The sequence below is a fragment of the Mesorhizobium sp. M1C.F.Ca.ET.210.01.1.1 genome (genome assembly GCF_004791585.1).
Taxonomy (GTDB): domain Bacteria; phylum Pseudomonadota; class Alphaproteobacteria; order Rhizobiales; family Rhizobiaceae; genus Mesorhizobium.
The window spans coordinates 96,003-120,213 of record NZ_SRUU01000007.1; the positions used below are offsets into that span (position 1 = coordinate 96,003).

At 64.5% G+C, this 24,211-nt stretch carries 26 protein-coding genes; 12 read left to right on the forward strand and 14 right to left on the reverse strand.

Features of this window, described 5'->3' with window-relative positions; genetic code table 11:
* Positions 1-566: 566 nt before the first annotated feature.
* On the forward strand, positions 567-1,505 hold the full coding sequence (locus EN853_RS10180; protein WP_127858445.1) for a diacylglycerol kinase family protein: 939 nt from the start codon (positions 567-569) through the stop codon (positions 1,503-1,505).
* Between the two features lie 72 nt (positions 1,506-1,577).
* Here the strand turns inward: EN853_RS10180 and EN853_RS10185 are convergent, their stop codons facing one another.
* Genes EN853_RS10185 through EN853_RS10195 form a run of 3 tightly spaced genes read right to left on the reverse strand, consistent with a single transcriptional unit; the run spans position 1,578 to position 5,322 of the window.
* A complete protein-coding gene (locus EN853_RS10185) occupies positions 1,578-2,498 on the reverse strand; it encodes an NAD(P)-dependent oxidoreductase (protein ID WP_127858587.1) in 921 nt (306 codons plus the stop codon).
* On the reverse strand, positions 2,498-3,709 hold the full coding sequence (locus tag EN853_RS10190) for a mandelate racemase/muconate lactonizing enzyme family protein (RefSeq protein WP_127858446.1): 1,212 nt from the start codon (positions 3,707-3,709) through the stop codon (positions 2,498-2,500). Before EN853_RS10190 ends, EN853_RS10185 begins: the two co-directional genes overlap by 1 nt.
* Positions 3,706-5,322, reverse strand: coding sequence for a GMC family oxidoreductase N-terminal domain-containing protein (locus EN853_RS10195; RefSeq protein WP_127858447.1), 1,617 nt, complete (start codon positions 5,320-5,322; stop codon positions 3,706-3,708). Before EN853_RS10195 ends, EN853_RS10190 begins: the two co-directional genes overlap by 4 nt.
* Before the next feature lie 191 nt (positions 5,323-5,513).
* Between EN853_RS10195 and EN853_RS10200 the strand changes: the two genes are divergently transcribed.
* On the forward strand, positions 5,514-5,909 hold the full coding sequence (locus EN853_RS10200; RefSeq protein WP_127858448.1) for an acyl-CoA thioesterase: 396 nt from the start codon (positions 5,514-5,516) through the stop codon (positions 5,907-5,909).
* Between the two features lie 118 nt (positions 5,910-6,027).
* Complete coding sequence (locus tag EN853_RS10205; protein ID WP_127858449.1) at positions 6,028-6,252, forward strand: hypothetical protein; 225 nt, start codon at positions 6,028-6,030, stop codon at positions 6,250-6,252.
* Positions 6,253-6,399: 147 nt separating this feature from the next.
* Here the strand turns inward: EN853_RS10205 and EN853_RS10210 are convergent, their stop codons facing one another.
* The gene (locus tag EN853_RS10210; RefSeq protein ID WP_127858450.1) at positions 6,400-6,768 is read right to left on the reverse strand and encodes a helix-turn-helix domain-containing protein; all 369 of its coding nucleotides are present in this window, start codon (positions 6,766-6,768) and stop codon (positions 6,400-6,402) included.
* A 91-nt stretch (positions 6,769-6,859) separates the two neighbouring features.
* Here EN853_RS10210 and EN853_RS10215 point away from each other — a divergent pair, with 91 nt between their 5' ends.
* Complete coding sequence (locus tag EN853_RS10215; RefSeq protein ID WP_127858451.1) at positions 6,860-7,465, forward strand: NADPH-dependent FMN reductase; 606 nt, start codon at positions 6,860-6,862, stop codon at positions 7,463-7,465.
* A gap of 227 nt (positions 7,466-7,692) precedes the next feature.
* Here the strand turns inward: EN853_RS10215 and EN853_RS10220 are convergent, their stop codons facing one another.
* From EN853_RS10220 to EN853_RS10245, 6 genes are all read right to left on the reverse strand, one after another.
* Complete coding sequence (locus EN853_RS10220) at positions 7,693-8,994, reverse strand: glucoamylase family protein (RefSeq protein WP_127858452.1); 1,302 nt, start codon at positions 8,992-8,994, stop codon at positions 7,693-7,695.
* Between the two features lie 113 nt (positions 8,995-9,107).
* Positions 9,108-10,424 (reverse strand): hemolysin family protein, encoded by a 1,317-nt coding sequence (locus EN853_RS10225; protein ID WP_127858453.1) that lies wholly within the window; start codon positions 10,422-10,424, stop codon positions 9,108-9,110.
* A gap of 125 nt (positions 10,425-10,549) precedes the next feature.
* Positions 10,550-11,257, reverse strand: a complete 708-nt coding sequence (locus EN853_RS10230) for an LssY C-terminal domain-containing protein (protein ID WP_127858454.1) — start codon at positions 11,255-11,257, stop codon at positions 10,550-10,552.
* Between the two features lie 73 nt (positions 11,258-11,330).
* Positions 11,331-12,155: an extensin family protein gene (locus tag EN853_RS10235; RefSeq protein ID WP_127858455.1), complete on the reverse strand. Its 825-nt coding sequence runs from the start codon at positions 12,153-12,155 to the stop codon at positions 11,331-11,333.
* A gap of 132 nt (positions 12,156-12,287) precedes the next feature.
* Positions 12,288-13,064: an extensin family protein gene (locus EN853_RS10240; RefSeq protein WP_245516905.1), complete on the reverse strand. Its 777-nt coding sequence runs from the start codon at positions 13,062-13,064 to the stop codon at positions 12,288-12,290.
* Between the two features lie 511 nt (positions 13,065-13,575).
* Positions 13,576-14,001: a DUF3775 domain-containing protein gene (locus EN853_RS10245; RefSeq protein WP_127858456.1), complete on the reverse strand. Its 426-nt coding sequence runs from the start codon at positions 13,999-14,001 to the stop codon at positions 13,576-13,578.
* 181 nt (positions 14,002-14,182) lie between these two features.
* On the opposite strand from EN853_RS10245, the gene EN853_RS10250 reads away from it, so the two are divergent.
* Entirely contained in the window at positions 14,183-14,719 is a 537-nt protein-coding gene (locus EN853_RS10250) for a tetratricopeptide repeat protein (RefSeq protein WP_127858457.1), read from the forward strand.
* 273 nt (positions 14,720-14,992) lie between these two features.
* A complete protein-coding gene (gene greA, locus EN853_RS10255) occupies positions 14,993-15,466 on the forward strand; it encodes a transcription elongation factor GreA (RefSeq protein WP_127858458.1) in 474 nt (157 codons plus the stop codon).
* Positions 15,467-15,606: 140 nt separating this feature from the next.
* Here the strand turns inward: greA and waaC are convergent, their stop codons facing one another.
* The 3 genes from waaC to rfaD are packed head-to-tail and all read right to left on the reverse strand — an operon-like array spanning position 15,607 to position 18,508.
* A complete protein-coding gene (waaC, locus tag EN853_RS10260) occupies positions 15,607-16,581 on the reverse strand; it encodes a lipopolysaccharide heptosyltransferase I (RefSeq protein WP_127858459.1) in 975 nt (324 codons plus the stop codon).
* Positions 16,578-17,585 (reverse strand): lipopolysaccharide heptosyltransferase II, encoded by a 1,008-nt coding sequence (gene waaF / locus EN853_RS10265; protein WP_127858460.1) that lies wholly within the window; start codon positions 17,583-17,585, stop codon positions 16,578-16,580. Before waaF ends, waaC begins: the two co-directional genes overlap by 4 nt.
* A complete protein-coding gene (gene rfaD / locus EN853_RS10270) occupies positions 17,558-18,508 on the reverse strand; it encodes an ADP-glyceromanno-heptose 6-epimerase (protein WP_127858461.1) in 951 nt (316 codons plus the stop codon). The genes waaF and rfaD overlap by 28 nt, the downstream gene beginning before the upstream one ends.
* Here rfaD and EN853_RS10275 point away from each other — a divergent pair.
* From EN853_RS10275 to EN853_RS10290, 4 genes are read left to right on the forward strand one after another with little or no spacing between them, the layout of a single operon-like run.
* Positions 18,495-18,782, forward strand: coding sequence for a hypothetical protein (locus EN853_RS10275; RefSeq protein ID WP_127858462.1), 288 nt, complete (start codon positions 18,495-18,497; stop codon positions 18,780-18,782). The genes rfaD and EN853_RS10275 overlap by 14 nt on opposite strands.
* Before the next feature lies 1 nt (position 18,783).
* Positions 18,784-20,274 carry a D-glycero-beta-D-manno-heptose-7-phosphate kinase gene (rfaE1, locus tag EN853_RS10280; protein ID WP_127858463.1) on the forward strand — a complete coding sequence of 497 codons (1,491 nt, stop codon included), beginning with the start codon at positions 18,784-18,786 and terminating at the stop codon, positions 20,272-20,274.
* A gap of 7 nt (positions 20,275-20,281) precedes the next feature.
* Positions 20,282-20,854 (forward strand): SIS domain-containing protein, encoded by a 573-nt coding sequence (locus EN853_RS10285; protein WP_127858464.1) that lies wholly within the window; start codon positions 20,282-20,284, stop codon positions 20,852-20,854.
* Complete coding sequence (locus EN853_RS10290; RefSeq protein WP_127858465.1) at positions 20,847-21,488, forward strand: HAD family hydrolase; 642 nt, start codon at positions 20,847-20,849, stop codon at positions 21,486-21,488. The genes EN853_RS10285 and EN853_RS10290 overlap by 8 nt, the downstream gene beginning before the upstream one ends.
* Before the next feature lie 57 nt (positions 21,489-21,545).
* Here the strand turns inward: EN853_RS10290 and EN853_RS10295 are convergent, their stop codons facing one another.
* Complete coding sequence (locus EN853_RS10295; protein ID WP_126088098.1) at positions 21,546-22,022, reverse strand: Lrp/AsnC family transcriptional regulator; 477 nt, start codon at positions 22,020-22,022, stop codon at positions 21,546-21,548.
* 222 nt (positions 22,023-22,244) lie between these two features.
* Between EN853_RS10295 and trxB the strand changes: the two genes are divergently transcribed.
* Together trxB and EN853_RS10305 are read left to right on the forward strand one after the other, a co-directional pair.
* Positions 22,245-23,219, forward strand: a complete 975-nt coding sequence (gene trxB / locus EN853_RS10300; RefSeq protein ID WP_127858466.1) for a thioredoxin-disulfide reductase — start codon at positions 22,245-22,247, stop codon at positions 23,217-23,219.
* 72 nt (positions 23,220-23,291) lie between these two features.
* The gene (locus EN853_RS10305) at positions 23,292-24,188 is read left to right on the forward strand and encodes a LysR family transcriptional regulator (RefSeq protein WP_095777339.1); all 897 of its coding nucleotides are present in this window, start codon (positions 23,292-23,294) and stop codon (positions 24,186-24,188) included.
* Positions 24,189-24,211: the final 23 nt, after the last annotated feature.

Sequence of the window (24,211 nt, forward strand, 5' to 3'; positions counted from 1 at the left end):
CCTGTCAGATCAGGAACCAGTCGCGGCAGCAACTTCCGTAAAGTCGTCGCGCCAGGCCGGCCTTGATTTTGACGGTCCTGCCAGTCGCCACCCGAAGGGCAGCGCCCGTTCCAGACCACGCTGATCTCCACCCTTGCAGGCTTCGCCCAGCGTGCCATCGAAGGTTTCACCGCCTTCATGGCCAGCATCGGTCCGCCGTCGGCGTTCGCACGCTTTCCGCGGCCCCGCCGACATCCGTCCCTCCAACAGGCGAGCCTGCTCTCGTTCCGGGCCGTACGGGCCTCAGGAAATCCGCCTTGCGCTTTTGCCTTTCGGCTGGGGCGTTCGGTAGCCGCCTGAGATGGGTTCAATGTACGCCGGGTAAGTGGTTTGCGGAATAGACCCGAACCTGTGGATAGCGGGATTATCGGGGACCGATGCGAACATCCCCGGAGTTTCGCCGCCAAACCCCTTAGACAGTCCGCCCCCCGCTTTTCGACGGCGCGCCGGCACTGGCCCCTTGCCCTGCGGTGCGGCGCGGGTTTCAATGCCGGCAAAGGATCGGGGGGCTTTTGTGGAGGAGGGGCTTGAAGGTCGGGGTGGTTCTCAATCCGATTGCGGGAGGCGGCAAGCTCAAGCGGCATTGGCCTCAGGCAGCCAGGTCGCTCAAGAAGCATTTCGGTGATTTCGACCTGCGCGAGACGCAGACCAGCGGCGACGCCGAGCGGTTGGCGATCGACCTCGCCGCCAATGGCTGCGACCTGCTGATAGCGGCCGGCGGCGACGGCACGGCGAGCGAGGTGGCTGACGGGCTGCTGCAGGCAGAGCATGAGACAGGCCGGGTGATCGAGCTCGGGCTTCTGCCCTGCGGCACCGGTATCGACTTCGCGCGGGGGCTGGGCCTGACAGGTGAAATCGAGGAGGCGCTGGCGCGCATCGCCGGGGCCAGCCCGCGCAAGGTCGATGCCGGGCGCATCTGCTACATCGACGACCATGGTGCGCTGGCCACCCGCCACTTCATCAACATTGCCAGCCTTGGTCTTTCAGGCGTCACGGACCGTGCGGTCAATTCCGACAAGCGCAAGGGTCAAGTCTCGGTCAAGGCGCTGTTCTTCTGGCGCACGGTGCTGGAGTTCATCCGCTACCGCTTCCAGGACGTCAGGATCACCATAGACGACGGCGAGCCGGTCGAGGCGCGCATGGCGCTGGTGGCGGTCGCCAACGGAAGGTTCTTTGGAGGCGGGATGATGATCGCGCCCGATGCCGAGCTGTCCGACGGCCTGTTCGACATCGTCATCCTGCGCGCGGCCGGCAAGCTCGGGCTGATCCGTGACATCCGGCTGCTCTATGGCGGGCGTCACCGTAACCATCCGGCGATCACCATCCTGCGCGGCCGCAAGGTGCTGGTGGAGCCGCTGGGCGATGCGGAGAAGAACGGGGCGCTGGTCGACATAGACGGCGAGTCGCCAGGCCGGATCCCGGCGACCTTCGAGATCCTGCCCGGCGCGCTGACGCTAAGATGTTGATTCAAGGGGCTCAGGGGCCGATTCCGCGGGCGCGGCCAACGTGCTGAAATAGCTGGCCAAAAATTTTGCCGGCTATAGCTCAAGCCGGGCAGGAAAGCCTGGTGCGCGAAGCTCAGTTCCCACCGCGTCCTCGAGCAGCTTGACGATCTGCGTCGACCAGGCATCGCCGCCATACGCTTCCTTGCCTTGCTCGAAGATCGCGTTGACGCGGGCGACGAGATCGAGCGGGACGCCGAAATCCCTGCCCATGCGAAGCGCGAAGCCGAGGTCCTTCAGCGCCAGGTCCATGGTGAAGCCGATGTCGTAGGAGCCGTTCAAGACGAGCTGGCTTTCGGTCTCGTGCACGAAGCTGTTGCCGGAAGAAGCGACGATCGCATGGTAAGCCTGGGCGAGGTCGAGCCCGCCCTGCCTGGCGAGCATCAGCGCTTCGCCGGCGGCGACCAGATGGATGAAGGCCAGCATGTTGGTGATGACCTTCATCACTGCCGCCGAGCCGAGCGGACCCATCAGGAACGACTTCGCGCACATCGCCTCGATCGCCGGGCGGTGACGCTCGTAGAGAGCGGCCTCGCCGCCGACCAGCGCGGTGATCTTGCCGGCCGCCGCCAGATGCACGCCGCCGGTGACCGGGCATTCCAGCGTGTCGATGCCCTTCGCAGCGGTCAGCGCCGACAGCCGCAGGATCTCGTCGCGGCCATTGGTCGACATCTCGATCCAGGTGCCGCCGATGGGCAGGCCATCGAGCAACCCATCGGGTCCGGCGAGCACGGTCTCGCTGACTTTCGGGGAGGGCAGGCAAGTGATCGCATTTCCGGCGCGGGCCGCGGCTTCGGCAGGGCTCGCCGCCGCCGTGGCGCCGAGCGCGACTAGGTGCTCAATGGCAGCCGGATCGCGGTCGAAGACGGTGACGGCAAAGCCGTTGCGGACCAAGCTGGCGGCAAGGTTGCCGCCGAGATGGCCGAGGCCGATGAATGCGTAGGCGAGGCGCGTAATCACGGCATCAGCGGCGTCTGCATCATCTGCAAATGCAGGTCCTTGCCGCTATAGGGATGGGCGTCGCAAACCTCCTCGTCGAGCTCGACGCCGAGGCCGGGCTCCTTCGACGGGATGACTTTGCCGTCCTGCCATTCGATCTTCTTCTTGAGCAGCGTGGCGTGAAAGCCGTCCCACTGCTTCAGCGATTCCAGGATGAGGAAGTTGGGCAGCGTCACCGCAAGCTGGATGTTGGCGGCGCCGACGATCGGGCCGCAATAGCAGTGCGGCGCGACCTGGATGTGGTAGGCCTCGGCCATGGCGGCGATCTTCTTGGTTTCCAGTATGCCGCCCGAACGGCCGAGATCTGGCTGCAGGATGGTGGCGGCGCGGTTCTCGATGACGCGGGCGAATTCGAACTTAGTCGTCAGCCGCTCGCCGGTGGCGATCGGGATCGACGTGCCGCGCGCGACCTGCGCCATCACCTCGGGCATGTCCGGCGGTACCGGCTCCTCGAACCACAGCGGATCGTAAGGCTCGATGGCGCGGGCCAGACGCAGCGCGCCCGAGGCGGTGAACTGGCCGTGCGTGCCGAACAGGATGTCGGCCCTGGTGCCGACGGCCTCGCGGATCGCCTTGATCATGCGGGCGGACAGGTCGATGTCGATGAGGCGCGGCTGGTGGCCGTCGTAAGCGGTGTAGGGGCCGGCCGGGTCGAGCTTCACCGCGTTGAAACCCTGCTCGACATATTCGAGCGCACAGGCGGCGGCCATGTCGGGATCGTTGTAGACGTTCTGGCCGCGTGCATCTTCCGAGTGGACGCTGCCGGTGTGCGGATAGAGGTAGGTGTAGGAGCGCAGCGTCTCATGCACCTGGCCGCCGAGCAGCTTGTAGACCGGCTTGTCGGCTTCCTTGCCGATGATGTCCCAACAGGCCATTTCGAGGGCCGAGAAGCAGCCCATGCCGGACACGTCGGGGCGCTGGGTGAAGCCCGAGGAATAGATGCGGCGGAAGAGGTTCTCGACGTCGTGTGGATCGCGGCCGATCAGGTAGCGCTCGGCCATGTCCTCGATCATCCTGGCGGTGACATGCGCCGAGAAGGTGGCGTTGTACGCCTCGCCATAGCCCACCACGCCGCCGTCGGTGACGAGCTTGACGAAGATGAAATACTTGCCGCCGATGCCGGGCGGCGGGTTGCCGACAACCCAGGTCTTGACGTCGGTGACTTTCATTCCTGATCCTCCAGAACCAGCTCGGCGCCTTTCCATCCGGTGAGGATCGAGGCGGCGTTGGTGTTACCCGTGATGTTATCGGGAAAGATCGAAGCGTCGATGACGCGCAAGCCTTCGAGCCCATGCACCTTGAGCCGCGGATCGACGACGGCGCGCGCGGCGTCCGGCCCCATGCGGCAGGTCGAGACGGGATGGTAGACCGTGCCCGAGCGCTTCCTGAAATCCTGAATCAGATCGGCATCCGAAGTGATTGACGGGCCAGGCAGAACCTCTTCCTCGATGATCTCAGCCATGGCCGGCATCGCGGCGATCCTGCGCACGAACTTCACCGCCGCCAGCATCTCGTCGACATCGGCGTTGGTGGAATAGGCGTTCGCGATGATCCTTGGATAATCACGTGGATTCCTCGAGCGGATCATAATCTCGCCGCGGCTTGAGGGCCTGCAGTTGGAGAGACCGATGGAAAAGCCCGGCCATGGGTCGGGCGTCAGGATCGGCCGCTCGCCGCTTTTCGGGATGACCGTCGAGAAGGCCTGGAAATAGAGCTGCATGTTCGGCCGCGCCATTGACGGGTCGGTGCGGAAGAAGCCGCCGGCATTGTTCATCGACAGTGACAGCGGGCCCGAGCGCAAAAGGATGTATTGCATGCCGACCAGGAGCTTGCCCCACCAGGGCCGCAGGATCTGGTTGAGCGTCGGCAGCTTGCCTTTGAAGGTGTAGTTGATGCCGACATGGTCCTGCAGGTTGGCGCCGACATTGTCATTGGCGTGGACGACCGGGATGTCGAGGCCGCCAAGCAGCGCCGTCGGACCGACGCCGGAAAGCTGCAGCAGTTGCGGCGAGTTGATCGAACCGCCGGAGAGGATCACCTCGCGGCCGGCGCGCGCCGTTTTTGTCTCGCCGTTCTGCTCGTATTCGACGCCGACGGCGCGTTTGCCTTCGAACAGGATTTTCGTTGCCAGCGCATTCATCTCGACGCGCACGTTGCCGCGTTTCATCGCCGGCCGCAGGAAGGCGCGTGCGGCCGACATGCGGCGGCCGTTCTTTGTCGTGATCTGGTAGACGCCGACGCCGTCCTGGGAAGCGCCGTTGAAGTCCGGATTGAACGGCAGCCCGGCCTGCTGGGCGGCCGCCAGGTAGCGCTTTGTCAGCGGATGCACGGCGTTCGAGCAATCGGTGATGCGCAACGGGCCGCCGGTGCCGCGCCACTGATTGGCGCCGGCTTCGTTGTCCTCCAGCGCCTTGAAGGCGGGCAGCAGGTCGTCATAGCTCCAGCCCGGATTGCCGGCGGCGGCCCAGGCGTCGAAGTCCTCGCGCGCGCCCCGGATGAAGACCATAGCGTTGATCGAGCTGGAGCCGCCGAGCAGCTTGCCGCGCGGCCAGTGATCGGCATTGCCGGCCAGGCCCGAATCCGGCTCGGCCTTATAGTTCCAGTTGACGGCCGGGTCGAAGAAGGTCTTGCCGTAGCCGAGCGGCATCTGGACATAGAACCGTCGATCGCTGCCGCCGGCCTCCAGCACCAGCACCGAAAAGCGGCCCGAGGCCGAGAGCTTCTCCGCAACGACCGAACCGGCCGAGCCGGAGCCCACAACAATGAAATCATAGGTCTGCATGATGCGCGGCCGGCTCCGAAATCCGGGGCTTAGCCTAGACACTGCGGGCTGACGTCGTCGCCGGGGCTTCCGGCATAGCTTGTGAAAAAAGCGACCGGCGCGTTGGCGCGCTTTTCGCTTTCAGCAGAGCTTGCGACACGACAACCGCGTTGATACGGGTGCAGGCAGGGCAGCAGTTGAAGGACCATTCCATGGTACACTATGCGGACGGAAAGCCGCTCGGCGACCTCACGCTGAGGACGCTCGCCATGCCGTCCGACGCCAATGCCGCCGGCGACATTTTTGGCGGCTGGGTGATGGCGCAGATGGACCTTGCCTGCGGCATCCGCGCCGCCGAGCGCGCCAAGGGTCGCGTGGTGACGGCCGCAGTGAGGGAGATGTCCTTCGCCAAGCCGATGAAGATCGGCGACACGCTCTGCATCTACACCCATGTCGAGCGCGTCGGCCGCACCTCGATGACGCTCAAGGTCGAGGCCTGGGCGCAGCGTTACCTCTCCGACCTGATGGAGAAGGTCACCCATGCCGATTTCGTCATGGTGGCGCTGGATGGTGAGGGCAAGCCGAAGCCGGTTCCGGCCGAAAGCTGACACAAAGTCGATTCTCCCAGGCTTCCGGTCTTGTAACAACGCCCGCGCGGGTCAGGCGCTTCGCGACATCCGGTGGTTGCCTTCACGCCTCACTGTTGCAGGCGTTGGAGGAAAGACAATGCGTCAACACATGCTGAACGGCTGGCTCGTGGCAGCCCTCGTGGCCCTGGTCTGCCTGCTCGGCGTAACGGCTTATGCAGAGGTCAAAGAAGACCTTCCGCGTGCTGCCTGCCTGCACGGCAACACGGGCGTGAAGGAAGCGGTCGCGACATGCGAAAACTGCAATGCGGCGCCGTGCGAGAGCATCACACCGAAGGTGCGAGCGGATATCGCGGAAGCATGAGTGTCTACGCCAGAGCCCGCCAAGCGTCGGGCCGGTATCGAGCGCCAGCGGGGAAGCCGGCAGGTCTTTCCAAACAAGCCACGGGTTTGGCCGCACAGGGCCGATAGTTTCCACGGTGAAATGTCGATGCCTTGCGGCAAAAGGCCTTCAAGCGTGCCGGCCGTCGAATTTGGCGCGTGCGGCCTTCACCCTTTCCGTGTTCTTGCGCGCCCATTCGCCAAGCGCGCCGACCGGCACCAGCAGCTCATGGCCGAGCTCGGTGAGTTCGTAGTCGACGCGCGGCGGAATGGTCGGAAATACCTTGCGCGTGACGAAGCCGTCGCGCTCGAGACCGCGCAAGGTCGTGGTCAGCATCTTTTGCGAAATGCCGCCGACGGCGGTGCGCAATTCGTTGAAACGCATCGCCCCATTGCCCAGCTTGCCGACCACCAGAACCGTCCATTTGTCGCCGACCCTTTGCAGGATTTCCGACACGGCACGGCAGTCCTCGGTGTTGAGCGGGTGCCTCAGTAACAAAAACGTGCCTCCTTGCGTGCGGCTTTGTCAGTATCACATATAGCGCCGGTATCCAAACGATACCAGAAATTCCCCCCGCAAGGAGAGCCCAATGTCCAAACCCAAAATCGCCATCGTCGTCGGTTCGACGCGCGCCGCCCGCTTCGCCGACGTGCCGGCGCAGTGGATCGCCAAGATCGCCAAGGCGCATGCCGACATCGACGTCGAAGTCGTCGATCTGCGCGACTTCCCGCTGCCCTTCTTCGACGAGGTCGCGTCCTCCGCCTGGGCGCCGTCGCAAAACGAGGTGGCGCAGCGCTGGCAGAAGAAGGTCGCCGAGTTCGACGGCTTCATCTTCACCGCGGCTGAGTACAATCACGGCCCGACGGCTGTTCTGAAGAACGCCATCGACTACGCCGCGAATGAATGGAACAAGAAGCCGGCCGGTTTCGTCGGTTATGGCAGCGTCGGCGGCTCGCGCGCTGTTGAACACCTTCGCCTGGCCGCTGTCGAGTTGCAGATGGCGCCGGTCAAGTCGGCCGTCCACATCGCCTGGGGCGATTTCCTCGCTGTCCGTCAGGGCGAAAAGAAGCTCGAGGACATCGAGCATCTGAACCAGGCGGCCGCGGCACTGATCAACGACGTAGCCTGGTGGGCGAAGGTGCTGAAGGCGGCGCGCGCGGCTGACGCGATCGCCAGCGAAGCCCAGGCGGCCTGAACCCGCGACCTGAAATCATCCTCCCAACGGTCAAGGGGCGGCGCTTGCGCCGCCCTTTTTAATTGGGGGATACGGATTGCAAGCCGTGCCCGCGTGGTGGAGCTCGCCGCTGGACCGGGCCGGCGAGGCGCACCGGCTTCTGGACGGGCGTCGCTCGACCGGCAAGGTGGTGCCTTGAGCCTCGGACCCGACCGGATCGTGACGGTCCGGCGGGTCGTCGTCGCTTGTCATAGCCAACCGCCCGAAAAACCAGCTCGGCGCAGTCCTGTGGTGATGGCCGGCACGCGGCGCATCAGTCGCCACAGGAAGTCCGACCGGTAATTCTCGATCATCAGGGCGATCGGCCCCTGGTTGATGCCGACATGGTCCGGCGATACCCAGCCGCAGGGTCGGCCGTCGGCGGCGGCGATGGTCGGGTTGAAGCTTGCGGTGAAGCCGTAGGGGTTGCCCTTCTGGAGGTCGATCTCATGGAAATGGCGGAGCGCCGGGAGCACGATCTCCGGCGCAAAGGGCAATGAGGTGATCGCCGCCCACGGCGACAGCGTGCCGTCATCCGGTCCGAAGGGCACGCCGCGCGCCAGATAGCCGAAGAAGCTGCGGCCACCGATCGTCAGATGAAGTTTCTTCAGGCCCGGGCCGTCGCTGGCCGTGATGCCCCAGCAATTCTCGCCATAGCCGACGAAGCCCTTCGGATTGCGGATGGCATAATCGCGCTGCAGATAGCTCGCTTGGCGGCTGTTCTCGAAATAGTCGCTGCCGTGCTTGCGCATGAAGGCATCGCGGATGCCACGAAAGTCGATCCAGACATGCGAGAACTGGTGGACGAAGAGCGGGCCGGCATAGACCAGTTCCCGGCCATAGATCTTCTTCCACTTGTAGCCGGACAACCAGGCCGCATAGCTCTCGGGCGGCAGCGGATGGGTCGGCGAGCCGAGGCCCAGCACATAGAGGATAAGCGCCTCGTCGTAGCCTTCCCAGCGATAGCGCAGGAAGCCTTTCTCAGGCCGCCAGCCATGAGTGACGGTGGCGCCGCCATTCTGCGCCCAGCGCCAGTCGACGCGGCGGTAGAGCGCGTCGGCAAGCCGACGGATTTCCAGTTCGGATTCGTCGTCACCGTCGAAATAGGCGCCGGCCGCCAGGGCGCCGGCAAGCAGAAGGGCCGTATCGACCGTGGACAGCTCACACTTCCAGACGCGGCGGCCGGTCCTGATGTCGAGGAAATGATAGTAGAAGCCCTTGCAGCCGGTGGCATCGACCTCCGGTCCGTGCGGCGCGTTCCAGAAGAAGCGAAGCGTGGCGAGCGTCCGTTCGACGGCGGCGGCGCGCGTCATGAAACCACGCTCGACGCCAACGGGATAGGACGACAAAGCGAGCCCGACGGCGGCTATGCTGGCAGGCGATCCCGCGGTGTTGCGGTCGGCGACTAGGCCGTTGGCCGGATTGGCCTCTTTGAGAAAATAGTCGAAGGACAGGCGCTGGACGTCCGAGAGAAGCTCGTCGCTCAGCGGGTGGTCGCTCGATGCATCCATGGTTGCCGATATAGAAGCTTTCGCGGCGCTTCCCAGCTTTGTGGCTGGTCAATCATAAGTGAGGATAGCCTCGTGGCGTCAGACCGCGTTCCTCCAATCCAGCACCTTGCCGACTACCGCCGCGCGATCTGGCGGTGGCCGTCGGGCAGGCGTGTGGCGATAAGCTTGTCGATGCGGCGGCCGTCGAGGTCGACCACTTCGAAGCGCCAGCCTTGTGCGTCGACGCATTCGCCGGTGGCGGGAAGGTGATGCAGATGCGACAGCACATAGCCGGCCACCGTCTCGTAGTCGCGGTTCTCCGGCAGGTCGATGCCCAGCACCTCGGCCATCTCGTCGGCCTGCATATAGCCGGCAAGCAGCCATGAGCCATCCTCGCGCTTGACGGCGTTCTCCTCGTCCTCGCCGGCTTCGAGGTCAGCGCGGAAGACGCCGGTGATCGCCTCCAATATGTCGGCCGGCGTGACGATGCCTTCGAAATGGCCGTACTCGTCGTGGACGAGCGCCATCGGCACGTCCGATTCCTTCAGTTTCTGCAGCACGTCCAGCGCGTCGGCCTGGTCATGCACGATGGGTGCCGCCCGCACATGCTGGCGCGGCTCCAGCACCTTGCCGTCGAGGATCGCCGCCAGCACGTCGCGCGTCTGCACGACGCCAACCATGGCGTCGACATTGCCGTCGCCGGCGGGCAGCCGCGAATGCTGCGTCTCCATCAGGAGCCGTTTTATGGCAGCCTCGTCGGATTGCAGGTTGATCCAGTCGACCTCGGTACGCGGCGTCATCACGGCGCGCACGGCGCGGTCGCCGAGCCGCATGACGCCGGCGATCATGCGCCGCTCGTCGGATTCGATCGTGCCGTGATGCTCGGCCTCGGCGACCAGCATCTTGATCTCTTCGTCGGTGACCTTCTCTTCCGCCTCGCCGGCCTGGCCGAGCAACCAAAGCACGGTGCGACCGGAAATATCGAGCAGGAAAACGAGCGGCGCCGAGACGGTGGCAAGGATAGTCATAGCCGGTGCGGCGCGCACGGCGACACGCTCCGGATCCTTCAGCGCGATCTGCTTCGGCACGAGCTCGCCGACGATCAGCGAGGCATAGGTGATAATCGCCACGACGATGCCGACGCCAACGGGGTCGGCAATGTTCTCGCGGATGCCGGTCGAGGCCAGGTACTGCGCCAACCGCTCGCCGAGCGTGGCGCCGGAAAAGGCGCCGGACAGCACGCCGACCAGGGTGATGCCGATCTGCACCGAGGACAGGAATTTGCCGGGGTTGGAGCCCAGCGCCAGCGCACGGCCGGCGCCCCTGACGTTGCGGTCGATCATCGCCTTGAGGCGGGCAGGCCGCGACGAGACGATCGCGAGCTCCGACATGGCCAGAAGGCCGTTCACCAGGATGAGCACGGCCACGACGGCGATTTCAACGTAAAGCATGCGCGGTCAATAGCATTGCTGCAGCGCATTCGAAAATAGTCCGCCGCTATTTTTGAAGCATGACAATCTTGAAGCACGACGGTGGGGTATTCAGGCGGACCGCAGCCTGAATTGCAACGAACCCGTCACGGCAGCGTCTTCAGCACGCCGACCACAGCCATGCCGTCGGTGAAATACGGATCGCCGCCGCCGTTCCTGCCGTTTTTCGTGGCGCCGATCCCCGGTATCGCGCTGGTCGAGGTCAGCATGCCGGCGGCGCTGAGATCGCCGATCAGGAAGTCGCGCTCGGCGTCGATGTCGGAGCCGATATGGTGGGTGATGGCGCCGGTGTCGTGGCTGAGGCCGACGCCGCGGTCGAAGCTGGCGGCGCCCAGCCAAAGGGGCCGGCCATCGTCGCCGACCGTGTTCGTCTGCCAGAAGCGGACGTGGTGGCGCCGGTCGGCGCTGTCGCCGACGGGCTTTTCGAAGGCGAGGTCCTGGGCGCGGCCTTCGAACAGCAGGCGGCTCATCGGGGCATCGGGATAGGGACGGGAGAAGAGGACACTTTCGCCGATGTCGATCGCGGTCCTCAGCGTGACGGCGTCGGCCGTGTCCCAGCCGGCGACGGCAAAGGCGTGGACCACTTGCTTCTCCGTGCCGACAAGGCCGACATTGATGGGATCGCCCGGAATGCCCTGCGGCGTGTGCGTCACCATCTCGAAACGCTGCGTGCGGAAGCCGCGCTCCCGCCAGGTCCAGAATTCCGGCGCGGCGAGATAGGCAAATGCCAGATAGAAGGCGCAGAAGGCCGCCAGCCAGATCGCCACGCGCCGCTGAAGGCTTCGCTGACCCAAGAGAGCCCACTCCCGAACCTATTCGCGGCCACTCTATGCGGCGTTCGGCAGCTTGGGCAGTGGGCTGTGCCGGTCAGCGGCAGGCGCGGTAGCCGTTCCGGCGGTTCTTGACGTCGAAGTGGAAGTGATTGCGGTGGTCGTAGTTGTAGCCCGGGCCGAGCACCGTGTTGAAATACTGGCAGCCGTCGGCGCGCACATTATTGAGGAAGCCGCGGGTGCGGAAGGCGAACAGGCCCGGCTTGCGGACATCGATGTCGTCGCCATTGTTGAGCTCGATGCTCATGACATCGAGGGCGTTGCCCTTGCCGTGTTCCGACAGGACGCCTTCGCCGGCGATGTTGCGGCAGGAATAGCTCGAGCCCTGGTGGATGGCCTTGACGCCGGAGAAATAGCGCCAGCGAGCCGCCGGGACGAGCTCGTTCCTGGTCCAGGCGGCGAAGGTCGCGGCCATGTTGCAGGTCAGCGTCGCGGCCGGCTTCATCTCGACGCTGCCGATGGCCGAAACCTTCACCGGGAAGTCGATGCCACACTGGCCTTCATGGATCGGCTGGACGTCCTGGTAAACGACGCCGAGCTGTTTCAGCTCGTTGCGGCAGTCGATCTCGCTGGCCGGCATCTGCTCGGGCGATGACATCGGCTCATCCATGCGCGGATAGGCGGCTTGGGTTAAATAGGGGTTGGACGGGACGAGTCTCTGCATGCCGGAATATTGCGGCGCCTCGGGCACGGCGGCGGTCTGGCTGCCGACGTCGACGGCCGGCTGCAGCGAGAAGACGTCGCCGGTCGTGCAGGCTGAGACCGTCGCGATGGCAAGCCCGGCGGCCAGCCTGACGGCGGTGGAGCGCGCAAAATTGTTCTGCCGCGCCATGGCAAGCATGCCGCCAAGTCTTCCGGCCATCGAAAGGCTTCCTGTCCCGAACTGATCCCGAGGGATCATGCTCCCGATGGCACAAGTCTAGTCGGCAAGAGTAAAGGAAAGATCAGCGCCGGTATTCACGCCTGGGGCCGAATTGCGGCATCTATCCTTCCGCTATTGGCAGAAGGTTCCGCCATGCCGTCTCGGTTCGAGGTCGAGATGGAAGTGCAGCGCATGGTCGGCGTCGCTGCCCGGACCAAGCACGGTCTTGAACGGCCCGCAGGCGGCCTTGCGGATCATATTCAGGAACTTTCCATCCTTCTCAGGGGGTGCCGGTCCGACTTCGATCTTCTTGCCGTCCGACAGCGTGAATGAAGCGATGTCCAGCGCATTGCCGAAGGCGTGTTCCGACAGCTTGCCGCCGCCGTGGCGCGGACGGCAGACAAAGGCGGATGCCTGGTTGATCGATTTGAGATCGGCGCCGAATTCGGCCTTCACGGCCGGCCGGATGACATCGGCGGCAAAGCGCGCGGCAGCCTCGGCCATCTGGCAGTTGAGCTCGGTGCCGGAACCGATGCCGATCGATTTTCCAAGCGTTTTCAGGACAACAGGGTAGGGGATCGAGCAGCCGATCAGGGCATCGTGCTCGGCCTTGTGTTCCTCGAATTCGACGCCGAGCGCCTTCAGACGATCACGACAGGCCACTTCCTCTTCCGGCATCTTGTCGGCGGGCAGTTCAGCGGAGCGCGGATCGGGACGCACTTCCTCCTGGTTGGCCTGTGCGGGCTTTTCCGGCGGCTTTGGCACGGCGGCAGGCGGTTCCGGCTCCAATTCGGCCGGTTTCTGCGGCGGCGTGGGGGCGACAGCGGGCGGCTTTCCCTCCGGTTCCGCCATGTCTGGTCTCAGTGTCGGAATCGGCACCTGGGCCGGCGCCTCAGGTTCGCTTTCCATATCGGTTGATGGCTCCGGGGTCGAAGGCTCTGGACGCCCCTCGTTTTCCTGACGAGGCTTTTCTTGATCGAAGCGGGCGGATGCGCCAGCGTTCTTTGGACCGGCAGCGTTGCGCTCTTCCATCGTCGCGGCATCGGCCTTTCGCGCTTCCGTCGGACGGGGCTCTGGGACCGGAACATCGGCAGGCGAGGTCGGCTGGTCCTGCGATTGCTGCTGCGTCTGCTTTGGCGCGATCTGCCGCTTGCCGTGCGATTTCACGCGGTGCCTGCTCCTCGGCCTCAGTGGCTGATCAGCCCGCAGCGTCAACGGCTGCTCCATACGCGGTGTCAGCGACTGCCTGTGGCGATGCCTGGCATCGGCCGGCGTGCACAGCAAGGTCGCCGCCGCCAAGGGCAGCGCCAGTCTGCAAAATCCGGAAAAGCTCAGCGTTGCCATCGGCCGGAAACGGGCCCGGCACTTTAAGGTTGCCTTGGACTTTGCGGCGCCGCGATCAAAATCGGTTACCGGCCCGTTACGCGCCGATCGCCTCGAGGCCTTCCTCCAGCCAGTCGGCGAGCTGCGGCAGTCCGAGCAGGTACTTTGCGGTGCGCTTGTTGGCGCGCTCGCGCGCGGCCGCCACCGCCTCGATCCATTCGGAAGCCTCGTAGTCACCACGGCCCACCCAGGCCAGCGCCACGAGCTCGGCCGCTTCATCGACATTGAGGTCGTTGATGAGTTCGCGGAACTCCTCCTCGGTCAGATCTTCCGCGGCTTCCTCGGCAAGGCCGTCATGATGATGGCTGGCGTGCCTGTCGCCGTCGAATTCGACCTCGTGCTCGGCGCCGTCGTCGTAGTCCTCGTTGACGCCGGCGCTCAGCGCCTTCGCCTTCAGGATGAACAGGCGCACCGTATCCGGGTCGATGGAAAGATCCCATTCCTTCTCGAGGCGCTGCTGCACTGGCCTTTCTCCTCGTGGTGCGCTCGACTGATGATAGCGGATTTGTGGCCCGCGTCACGTCCGTTCGCAAAGACCAGAATCCGCTTGGACATCCAAAATAGTTCGGCCGCCGCCAGCTTTTCGGGATGAAACCGCATCTAGGTGGCGTTAATCTGCCATTGTCACGCTCAAGGAGGCATCGATGCGCAGACGATTGCTTGTTCAGGTCCTGGCTGTTGCGGCCCTGCCGCTGTTTGTAGCGCCTGCCTTCACGGCCGGCGAGGGTGGCGGCGGCAGCGGCGGTCAGACCACGCAGTGCAAGAAGGGCGAGGTCTGGGACAAGAAAACGAAGAAATGCGTCGTGCCGCAATACGGCATGTTGGATGACGACAGCATCTACGAGGCCGGCCACGACTTGGCGATGGCCGGGCGCTATGACGAGGCGATCTCGGTGCTGACGCTCGCCGCCAACAAGCAGGATCCGCGCATCCTCAACTATCTCGGCTACTCGCATCGCCATTCCGGCCGTGTGACAGTCGGCCTCGGCTACTACGAGGAAGCGCTGCGCATCGACCCGAACTACACGCTGGTGCGCGAGTATCTCGGCGAGGCGCATCTGCAGATCGGCGATCTTGCCGGGGCGCAGGAGCAGTTGATGGAGATCGAGAAGCGGACCGGCAAAGGCTCGCGCGAATACGGGATGCTGTCCGAGCAGATCGATCATTTCCTGAGAAGCTGAGTCTCGCCCAACGCCTTTCGAACCGGCTGCGAGCAATCGCAGCCGGTTTTTGCTGCCCGGTTGCCGCATTTGTCGCCGGACGGCCTCGCGAAAGCGGTGGTGATTTCGGCGAACTTCATTTTAGGGCGTGAAAATCGCGCGAAGATCGCTATATTCGGGGAAATTGTGGTGAAACGGTTCTGTTAGCCCGAGGCTTGCGGACCGTTTTCTTTTTGTACCATCGACAAGGGGCCATTCCCGAAAACGGGGGTGGCGGCAGGAAAGGTCAGGCAAATGATCAAGGTCCCGATGACAGGCGAGGGGTTCGCGTCATTGAAGGAAGAACTGCGCTGGCGCCAGCAGGAAGAGCGTCCACGCATCATCGAGGCGATCTCCGAGGCGCGCTCGCATGGCGACCTTTCCGAAAATGCCGAATATCACGCGGCGAAAGAGGCGCAGAGCCACAATGAGGGTCGCGTCCACGAGCTTGAGGACCTGATCGCGCGCGCAGAGGTCATCGACGTCTCGAAGCTCAGCGGCGACAAGGTGAAGTTCGGCGCCACCGTTGTGCTGGTCGACGAGGATACCGAGGAAAAGAAGACCTATCAGATCGTGGGCGACCAAGAAGCGGACGTGAAGTCCGGCCGCATCTCGATCTCCTCGCCGATCGCTCGTGCCCTCATCGGCAAGGAAGTCGGCGATGCCATCGAGGTCAATGCCCCCGGCGGCGCCCGCGGCTATGAGATCGTCCAGGTGCAGTTTATCTAAGGACCTTTTGATAATTCTACTCTGGCGGCCAACTAGCGCGGTTTTCTGCGCTTCCGGTGCTCGCGTACTTTAAGTACGCTCCGCTCCGGTTCTCGAAAACCACGCTATTCGACTCGCCAGAGCAAATTCTGAAAAGGTCCTCACGTCGGCGCGTTTGATCTGAGCGTCAGCAGGCGCTCAGCCTCTGCAACCACCTCAACCGGCGTGACCTTGCCGCCGGCCGGCGCGAGCAAAGTCGACGCGTACTGTCCGCGCGGGCCGGTGAGGCCGGGTTCCGTGGCTAGGAAGATGGCGACCGTCGGCAGGCCGAAGGCGCTGGCGAGATGGGTGAGGCCGGTGTCGGCGCCGATGACGAGCGTCGAGTGGCCGAGGATCGCTGCGACATCCGCGAGCGGCGATTTCGCAACCAGCGCCGCCCTTGGCACGGAAGCGGCAATGGCTTCCGCCACTTTCTTTTCCGCCTCATTCGACCAGGTGACCACCGGCGTGAATTGCCGGTCGGCCAGTTGGCGGGCGGTTTCGATCCAATTCTCGACCGGCCATTTCTTGTCCTCGCGGCTGGTGCCGTGCAGCAGGAAGGCGGTTCTGCCTTCAATACCAGCAAGGCCGCCAACAGGCGGCACAATGCCGGACCCGAGCATCGACAGGCCAGGCTGGTAGCCCAGCGCCAGACCGAACAGGCGCCTGGTGCGTTCGATGGCGTGCAGGTCGCGTGGCACGGCGAATTTGCGATCGTAAAACAGCGTCGCCGAGGGCTCGCGGGCGCTGGAGCGATCGAAACCGGCAACCGGCGCGCCGGCCTGGATGGCGACCAGCGCCGACTTCAACAGACCTTGCGCGTCGATGACAAGGTCATAGCGGCATGCACGCAGCACGCGGCGCAGGTCGGCCATCTCACGCCAGATGCCACCATCAAACAGCTTCTTGCGCCAGCGCCGGATCGCCACCTTGTGAATGGACTTTATCGCCGGATGCAGGGCGACGATGCCGGCAAATGCCTCTTCCACGCACCAGTCGAAACTTATGTCGGGGCGGTTACGGAGCGCATCCTCGACTGCCGGGAAGGTGTGGATGACGTCACCCATCGACGATGTCTTGACGATCAGCACCTTCATGCGGCTGCTGGAACCTTAAGCAACCGGTCGGCGGCTGCCGCGACCCGCGCGACGTCGAGCGTCTTCAGGCAGTTGAGATGGCCGAGCGGGCAGGTCTTGCTGTGGCAGGGCGAGCAGGAGAGATGCAGCCAGATCAGTTCCGAGCGATCGGTCAGCGGCGGCGTGTTCTCGGGCGAGGTCGACCCGTAGACGGCGACGATCGGCGTGCCGACGGCGGCCGCGATATGCATCAGCCCGCTGTCGTTCGACACCGCAAGCTTCGCCGCGGCGATCAGGTCGATGGCGTCCTCCAGCTTTGTCCTGCCAGCAAGATCGATGGCGCCGGGGGCGAGCCTCGCGATCTCGCCGGTAACCTCGGCGTCGTTCTTCGAGCCGAGCAGGGCGACACCGAGGCCCTTTGCCATCATCCCTCGGGCGAGCTCGGCATAGTGTTCGCTCGGCCAGCGTTTTGCCGGGCCGAACTCGGCGCCAGGCATCAAGGCGACGAATTTCCTTGCGTCGAGTCCGAACCGCCCCAGCAGATCCGCCTGGTTGGCCGTATCGACAGTGAGCTTCGGCGCGCGAAACGTGCCACCCCGCGCCAGGCCGAAATAGGCGCGCGCCGTGCGCCGTTTGAGCGCGTCGGGCAAAGCAACGATGTCGGTCAGCAGGCCGTAGCGCATTTCCCTCAGATTGCCGACGCGGTGGGGAATGCGGGCAAAGAACGGGATCAGCGCCGATTTCCAGCTCCCCGGCAGCACATAGGTCATGTCGTAGCGGCCGCGCAGCAGGCGGCCGAAGCGCCTGCGGCTGCGGAATTCGAGCGCGCCGGGCATCAGCGGGAAATCGATCTGGCAGCGTATCTCGGGCATGCGCTTAACCAAGGGGGCTGCCCAGGCCGGCGCCAGCACATCGATCGCGGCGTTCGGATGCTTTTCCTTCAGTGCCGCAAACAGGCACTGCGCCATGACCATGTCGCCCACCCAGCGTGGGCCGATCACGAGGATCGTTGGGCTTTCAGCCATTCGACATAGCCTCTGACGCCGGTTTCGACAGTCCGGAATTGGCCATTGTATCCGGCCGCGCGCAAGCGGGACATATCAGCCTGCGTAAAACTCTGGTAGCTGCCCTTGAGATGATCGGGAAAGGGGATGAACTCGATCTCGCCCTTGCCGAGTGTGCCGATCACCGTTTCGGCGATCGCGCGGAACGGCTGGGCGCGGCCGGTGCCGCAATTGAAGATGCCGCTCAAGCCCCGCTTCCACAGCCACAGATTGACTTCGGCGACATCGCCGACATGGATGAAGTCGCGGCTCTGCTCGCCAGGACCGAATCCGCCGTAGGCGCCGAAGAGCTTCGGGTTCTGGCCTTGTTCGACCTGGTTGAACAAATGGTAGGCGACCGAGGCCATGGCGCCCTTGTGCGCCTCGCGCGGGCCGTAGACGTTGAAATAGCGTAGGCCGGCAACCTGCGAATGGTCGGTATCGAAGACGTTGCGGCGGACATAGTCGTCGAAGAGCTTCTTCGAGTATGCATAGACGTTGAGCGGACGCTCGAACTCCGGTTCCTCGCGGAACTCGCTGCCGCCGCCATAGACCGAGGCCGAGGAGGCGTAGAGGAAAGGCACGCGCAGCGCCAGGCAGGCATTGAGCAGCCGCTTCGAATAGGCATAGTTCACTTCCATCATGAACTTGCCGTTCCATTCGGTGGTGGTCGAGCAGGCGCCCTGGTGGAAGACAGCCTCGATGCGGCCGAGCCCGCCATCCTCGAGCCGGGCCAGAAATTCGTCCTTGTCGAGATAGTCGGCGATATGCAGGTCGGCCAGGTTGGCGATCTTGTGGCCGTCGGTCAGATCGTCGACGACGACGATGTCGTCATGGCCTTCGGCATTGAGCGCGGCGACGATGTTGGAGCCGATCATGCCGGCGCCGCCTGTGACGATGATCATGAAGGCCTCTGTTGCGTTGCCGATTCCGGCCCTTATAGGGGACGCCGATGGGAGTGTCGATAAAGCACGCCAAACGCGTTCCGGTCATGCGCTCGGCCACAGTCGCGCCGCAAAGCTCACGCTTCACTCGCGCGCGTTTCGCCGTCATCCCGTCTGCGGCATGCCGTTGCGCTGGCCCGAATTGCGGTATATCGGCATCGCGAAGAACGAAGGGCGCCGGATTTCCGGCGCCGCAACCCTGATCAAGACCAGCCTTTTCGGCGTGTGCCAGTGAGATGATCAAGCAGCATCTGCCTTCTTCGGAACCCTTGCATCGCACCATCGCCCGCTTCGGCGAGGTCACCGTGCTGGTGGTCGGCGACTTCATCCTCGACCGCTTCGTCAGCGGCGTCATCGAGCGGATCTCGCCGGAAGCGCCGATCCCGGTGCTGCACGGGCGGGGCGAGATGCTGGCCATGGGCGGCGCCGGCAATGTCGTCTCCAACATCGTGTCGCTGGGCGGCGCCGCGATCCCGGTGGCGGTGATCGGCGCCGACAAGGCCGGCGACGATCTCCTGCGCATGCTCGGCGATCTCGGCGCCGATACGGACGGCTTGGTGCAGCGGCAAGACCGCATGACCTCGTCGAAAAGCCGCTTCAGCGCGCTCAACCAGCAGGTGCTGCGCTTCGACGAAGAGGAGATCAAACCGCTGGCCCGCAGCGAGCGGGCGATGCTCATCGAGCACTTCCAGGCAGCGCTTGCGCGCGCCGACATCGTCATCTTGTCCGATTACGGCAAGGGCGTCCTGCTCGATGGTGTGGCGGCCGAGTTGATCGCGATCTGCCGCGACGCCGGAAAGCCGGTCCTGGTCGATCCGAAGGGCCGCGACTATGCGCGCTATGGCGGAGCGACGGCCGTCACCCCCAATCGCAAGGAGCTTGGCGAAGCGGTCGGACGCGCGGTGTTCGGCGACGACGAGATCGTGGCCGCGGCACGCGACCTGATTGCCGCGCATGATTTCGAGTTCATCGTCGCCACGCGCAGCGAAAAGGGCATGAGCGTCGTCACGGCGGAGGATGCCCGCCACATCTCGACGCAGGCGCGCGAGGTGTTCGACGTTTCCGGCGCCGGCGACACCGTCATCGCGACCTTCGCCCTGTCGCTGGCCGCGGGCGCGGACCGCGTGCAGGCCGCCACAATCGCCAACGCGGCCGGCGGCGTCGTGGTGGGAAAACGCGGCACGGCGCGGCTGAGCGTCGAGGAGCTTTCGGGCGCGCTGTTCCGCTCGCATGGGCCGGTTGTCCATCAGGATGCCATTCTCGACGCCACTGCGGCGGCCAGGATGGTGGCGGCGTGGAAGGATGAGGGGCTGGCCGTCGGTTTCACCAATGGCTGCTTCGACATCCTGCATGCCGGCCATGTCAGCCTTCTGCATGCCGCGCGCAGCCAATGCGACCGGCTGGTGCTCGGCCTCAACAGCGACGCCTCGGTGCGCCGGCTGAAAGGGCCGGGACGTCCGGTCAACGACCAGCATGACCGCGCCTGCGTGCTGGCAGCCCTTGCCTCAGTCGATGCGGTCGTCGTCTTCGAGGAGGACACGCCGCTCAAGCTGATCGAGACGCTCAAGCCCGACATCCTGGTCAAGGGCGCGGACTACACCATCGAGACCGTGGTCGGCGCCGACGTGGTGCAGAAGGCAGGCGGGCGCGTGGTGCTGGTCGACCTCGTCGCCGGCAAGAGCACGACCAACACCATCGGCAAGCTGCGTGCCGGCGGCCCGAATTGAGGATTTCATGTCCGAATTGAACGATTATCTGGTCCGCTCCGCGGCGGCGATCTCGGCGATGGTCGAGCGCGACCTTACCGGCGAGATGGAGCGCGCGGTGAACACGGTCGTGACGGCACTGTCGCAGGGCAAGGCGCTGCTGATCTGCGGCAATGGCGGCTCCGCGAGCGACGCCATCCACATCGCCGGCGAACTGGTCGGCCGGTTCCTCAAGGAGCGCAAGGCCTACAATGTCATCGCGCTGCCGGCCAACGCGGCGGTGCTGACCGCCTGGGGCAACGACTACGGGTTCGACACGGTCTTCTCGCGCCAGGTCGAGGCGCATGGGTCTGAGGGCGCGGTGCTGCTCGCGATCTCGACCAGCGGCAATTCGCCGAGCATCCTTGCCGCCGCCGAGCAAGCGCGGGCCATGGGCATGACGGTGATCAGCCTGACCGGCGACACCGGCGGCAAGTTGAAGCCGCTGACCGACATCCTGCTCAACGTGCCGTCGACCTCGACGCCGATCATCCAGCAGGGGCATTTGTGCCTCTACCACCATCTGTGCGAGGTGGTCGAAGCGCGTCTCAGCAATGGCTGAGGGCAGTGCCGCCTTTCCGCTTGTAGAGCCCGGCCTGTGGGTCGAGCGGATTGGAGCAAGACCTTTTCCGTCCGGATTGCCGGCGCTGTTCCTCGACCGCGACGGCACGATCAATGTGGACACCGACTATCCCAGCGATCCGGCCGACATTGTGCTCAGGCCGCAGATGCTGTCGGCGATCGAAGCTGCCAACCGGGCCGGTATCCCTGTCATCGTGGTCACCAACCAGTCCGGCATCGCGCGCGGCTATTTCGGCTGGGATGCCTTCGGCCGCGTCAACCAGCGGGTGCTCGACCTGCTTGCCGAGAACGAAGCCACCGTCGACATGGTGCTTGCCTGCGCCTACCACGAGGCCGGCTCGGGTCCTCTGGCGATTGCCGACCATCCGATGCGCAAGCCTAACCCGGGCATGCTGGTCGAGGCGGCGCGTCGCCTTGACGTCGATCTCAAGCGATCGCTGATCGTCGGTGACAAGCCGGCAGATATGGAGGCTGGGCAGCGCGCCGGCCTCGAGCGTGGGTGGCTTGTCGATGGCGAAGCCGCAGCGATGGGCGGGCTTTCGGTCTTGCCGCTTTGCGATGCACGAGACCTGGAAGCCCTGCTCACCGCAATACGATCGCTCCGATCGCGTTGATTCAAAATTGAACGCCAAATCACTGTTTTTCCAGCGGCTTCATCGGAAGCCGGCGCATCAAGCCGGAAAGGCGACCAACCCTTCGTCCTTGACCCGGCGGATGGTCAGCGCGGTCCGCACTGTGTCGACGTTGGGGGCCGAGGCGAGCTCCTCGATGACGAAGGTCTGGAAGGTACCGAGATCGCTCGCGACGCAATGCAGCAGGAAATCGGACTCGCCTGAAACCATCCAGGCGTCGCGCACGATCGGCCAGCCGCGCGTGCGCTCGGCGAAGGTCTTGAGTTCGGCATCGGCCTGATGGTGCAGGCCGATGAGGCAGAAGGCGACGACATCCATGCCGAGAGCCGGCGCGTTGAGCAGCGCCCGGTAGCCGCGGATGATGCCGGCCTCTTCCAGCCGCCTGACGCGGCGCAGGCAAGGCGGAGCCGAGATGCCGACCCGGTTGGACAGCTCGACATTGGTCATGCGGCCGTCATTTTGAAGCTCGCGCAGGATCTTCCAGTCGATGGCGTCGAGATCGGCTTTGAGCGGCATGATCGGCTTTCGCGCAAGAATCTTTCGCGATTTTGTAATTTGGTTTCGCGCGGGAGGCCATCCCTTTGCGATGATTTTTCTGCCTCGAGGCGGCGATATGGTCCTTTATGCCGTGCCACGAAGCTTTCCGGGGACTAAAGCCAACTTGCCTTGCTGGCTTGGCGGGCAACACTTACATTACCGGCGACAAACCACGGCCTAGAGCCGCAGGGGACTTTTTTGATGACCACCAAACACGCGCCCGTTCTCATCATCGGCTCCGGCCCGGCCGGCTATACGGCGGCGATCTATGCCGCCCGCGCCATGCTGAAGCCGATGCTCGTCGCCGGCCTGCAGCAGGGCGGCCAGTTGATGATCACCACCGACGTCGAAAACTATCCGGGCTTTGCCGATCCTATCCAGGGTCCCTGGCTGATGGAGCAGATGCTCAAGCAGGCCGAGCATGTCGGCACCGACATCGTCAACGACATCATCACCGAGGTCGACCTCAATGTGCGGCCGTTCCGCGCCACGGGCGATTCCGGCACCGTCTACACCGCGGACGCCTTGATCATCGCCACCGGCGCGCAGGCCAAGTGGCTGGGCATTCCCTCGGAGCAGACCTTCATGGGCTTCGGTGTCTCGGCCTGCGCCACCTGCGACGGCTTCTTCTATCGTGGCAAGGATGTCGCGGTGGTCGGCGGCGGCAATTCGGCGGTCGAGGAGGCGCTCTACCTCGCCAACCTCGCCAAGAGCGTCACTGTCATTCACCGGCGCAGCGATTTCCGCGCCGAGCGCATCCTGCGCGAGCGGCTGTTCAAGAAGGACAATGTCCGCGTGATCTGGGACACGGTCGTCGACGAGATCACCGGCCAGCCGGGCAAGGCGCCGCTGCCGCCGTCGGTCGAGGGGCTGAAGCTGCGCAATGTGGCGACCGGAGAGGTGTCGCGGCTGAAGGTCGACGGCGTTTTCGTGGCCATCGGCCATGCGCCGGCGGTCGAGCTCTTCGCCGGCAAGCTCAAGCAAAAGCCGAACGGCTATCTGTGGACGGCGCCCGATTCGACGCGCACCGACGTTCCCGGCGTCTTTGCCGCCGGCGACGTCACCGACGACATCTACCGGCAGGCGGTGACAGCGGCGGGGCTCGGTTGCATGGCCGCGCTCGAGGCGGAGAAATATCTGGCCGGGATCGAAGTCCACCGCGAAGCAGCGGAGTAATCGATCGGCTGAAGAACGCCGTTTAAAAGCCTGATTTTTCATTCAGACGCCAAAGGCAACACGAGGGGAATCATGGCGCTGGACTGGGACAAGCTACGCGTGTTTCACGCTGCGGCGGAGGCTGGATCGTTCACCCACGCCGCCGAGACATTGCACCTGTCGCAATCGGCGATATCGCGGCAGGTCAGCGCGCTGGAGCATGACGTCGGCGTGGCGCTGTTCCACCGCCACGCGCGCGGCCTCGTGCTGACCGAGCAGGGCGAGATGCTGTTCCGCACGGCGCATGACGTGCTGATGAAGCTGGAGACGATCAAGTCGCGGCTGACCGAGACCAAGGATCGCCCCTCCGGTGTGCTCAGGGTGACGACGACGGTGGGCTTGGGCGCCGGCTGGCTGACCGAGCGCGTGCAGGAATTCATCGAGCTTTATCCGGAGATCAGCCTGCAGCTCATCCTCGCCAACGAGGAACTCGACCTGACCATGCGCCAGGCCGACTGCGCCATTCGCCTCAGGCAACCGCAGCAGCCGGATCTCATCCAGCGCCGGCTGTTCACCGTGCACTTCCATCTCTACGCGTCCCCTTCCTATGTGGCGAAGTTCGGCAAGCCGGCCTCTATCGCGGAACTGAGGAACCACCGGATCGTCACCTTCGGCGTGCCGGTGCCCTCGCATCTATCGGAGCTGAACTGGCTGGAGACGGTCGGGGATTTCGAGGGCGGGCAAAGGGTGCCGACGCTGCAGATCAACGACATTCTGTCGATCAAGCGCGCGGTCCAGGGCGGCGCGGGCATCGCCATGCTGCCCGACTACGTGATCAACAAGGACTCCAACCTGGTGCAGTTGCTGCCCGAGACCGAAGTGCCGTCCTTCGACACTTACTTCGCCTATCCGGACGCGATGAAGAACCAGGCGAAATTGCACGTCTTTCGTGACTTCATCATCGCCAAGGCCCGCAGCTGGTCCTATTAGGCCTGAATCTCGATAGCTCGACT

What these genes read in the sequence shown, in the direction of transcription:
- EN853_RS10295 (WP_126088098.1), bottom strand. Translation starts at nt 22,022, where the DNA reads ATGCCGCTCAAAGCCGATCTCGACGCCATCGACTGGAAGATCCTGCGC.
- EN853_RS10200 (WP_127858448.1), top strand. Translation starts at nt 5,514, where the DNA reads ATGGTACACTATGCGGACGGAAAGCCGCTCGGCGACCTCACGCTGAGG.
- EN853_RS10195 (WP_127858447.1), bottom strand. Translation starts at nt 5,322, where the DNA reads ATGCAGACCTATGATTTCATTGTTGTGGGCTCCGGCTCGGCCGGTTCG.
- EN853_RS10190 (WP_127858446.1), bottom strand. Translation starts at nt 3,709, where the DNA reads ATGAAAGTCACCGACGTCAAGACCTGGGTTGTCGGCAACCCGCCGCCC.
- greA (WP_127858458.1), top strand. Translation starts at nt 14,993, where the DNA reads ATGATCAAGGTCCCGATGACAGGCGAGGGGTTCGCGTCATTGAAGGAA.
- EN853_RS10235 (WP_127858455.1), bottom strand. Translation starts at nt 12,155, where the DNA reads ATGGCCGGAAGACTTGGCGGCATGCTTGCCATGGCGCGGCAGAACAAT.
- waaF (WP_127858460.1), bottom strand. Translation starts at nt 17,585, where the DNA reads ATGGCTGAAAGCCCAACGATCCTCGTGATCGGCCCACGCTGGGTGGGC.
- EN853_RS10290 (WP_127858465.1), top strand. Translation starts at nt 20,847, where the DNA reads ATGGCTGAGGGCAGTGCCGCCTTTCCGCTTGTAGAGCCCGGCCTGTGG.
- trxB (WP_127858466.1), top strand. Translation starts at nt 22,245, where the DNA reads ATGACCACCAAACACGCGCCCGTTCTCATCATCGGCTCCGGCCCGGCC.
- EN853_RS10205 (WP_127858449.1), top strand. Translation starts at nt 6,028, where the DNA reads ATGCGTCAACACATGCTGAACGGCTGGCTCGTGGCAGCCCTCGTGGCC.
- EN853_RS10225 (WP_127858453.1), bottom strand. Translation starts at nt 10,424, where the DNA reads ATGCTTTACGTTGAAATCGCCGTCGTGGCCGTGCTCATCCTGGTGAAC.
- EN853_RS10285 (WP_127858464.1), top strand. Translation starts at nt 20,282, where the DNA reads ATGTCCGAATTGAACGATTATCTGGTCCGCTCCGCGGCGGCGATCTCG.
- EN853_RS10220 (WP_127858452.1), bottom strand. Translation starts at nt 8,994, where the DNA reads ATGGATGCATCGAGCGACCACCCGCTGAGCGACGAGCTTCTCTCGGAC.
- EN853_RS10250 (WP_127858457.1), top strand. Translation starts at nt 14,183, where the DNA reads ATGCGCAGACGATTGCTTGTTCAGGTCCTGGCTGTTGCGGCCCTGCCG.
- waaC (WP_127858459.1), bottom strand. Translation starts at nt 16,581, where the DNA reads ATGAAGGTGCTGATCGTCAAGACATCGTCGATGGGTGACGTCATCCAC.
- rfaD (WP_127858461.1), bottom strand. Translation starts at nt 18,508, where the DNA reads ATGATCATCGTCACAGGCGGCGCCGGCATGATCGGCTCCAACATCGTC.
- EN853_RS10215 (WP_127858451.1), top strand. Translation starts at nt 6,860, where the DNA reads ATGTCCAAACCCAAAATCGCCATCGTCGTCGGTTCGACGCGCGCCGCC.
- EN853_RS10305 (WP_095777339.1), top strand. Translation starts at nt 23,292, where the DNA reads ATGGCGCTGGACTGGGACAAGCTACGCGTGTTTCACGCTGCGGCGGAG.
- EN853_RS10240 (WP_245516905.1), bottom strand. Translation starts at nt 13,064, where the DNA reads ATGGAAAGCGAACCTGAGGCGCCGGCCCAGGTGCCGATTCCGACACTG.
- rfaE1 (WP_127858463.1), top strand. Translation starts at nt 18,784, where the DNA reads ATGATCAAGCAGCATCTGCCTTCTTCGGAACCCTTGCATCGCACCATC.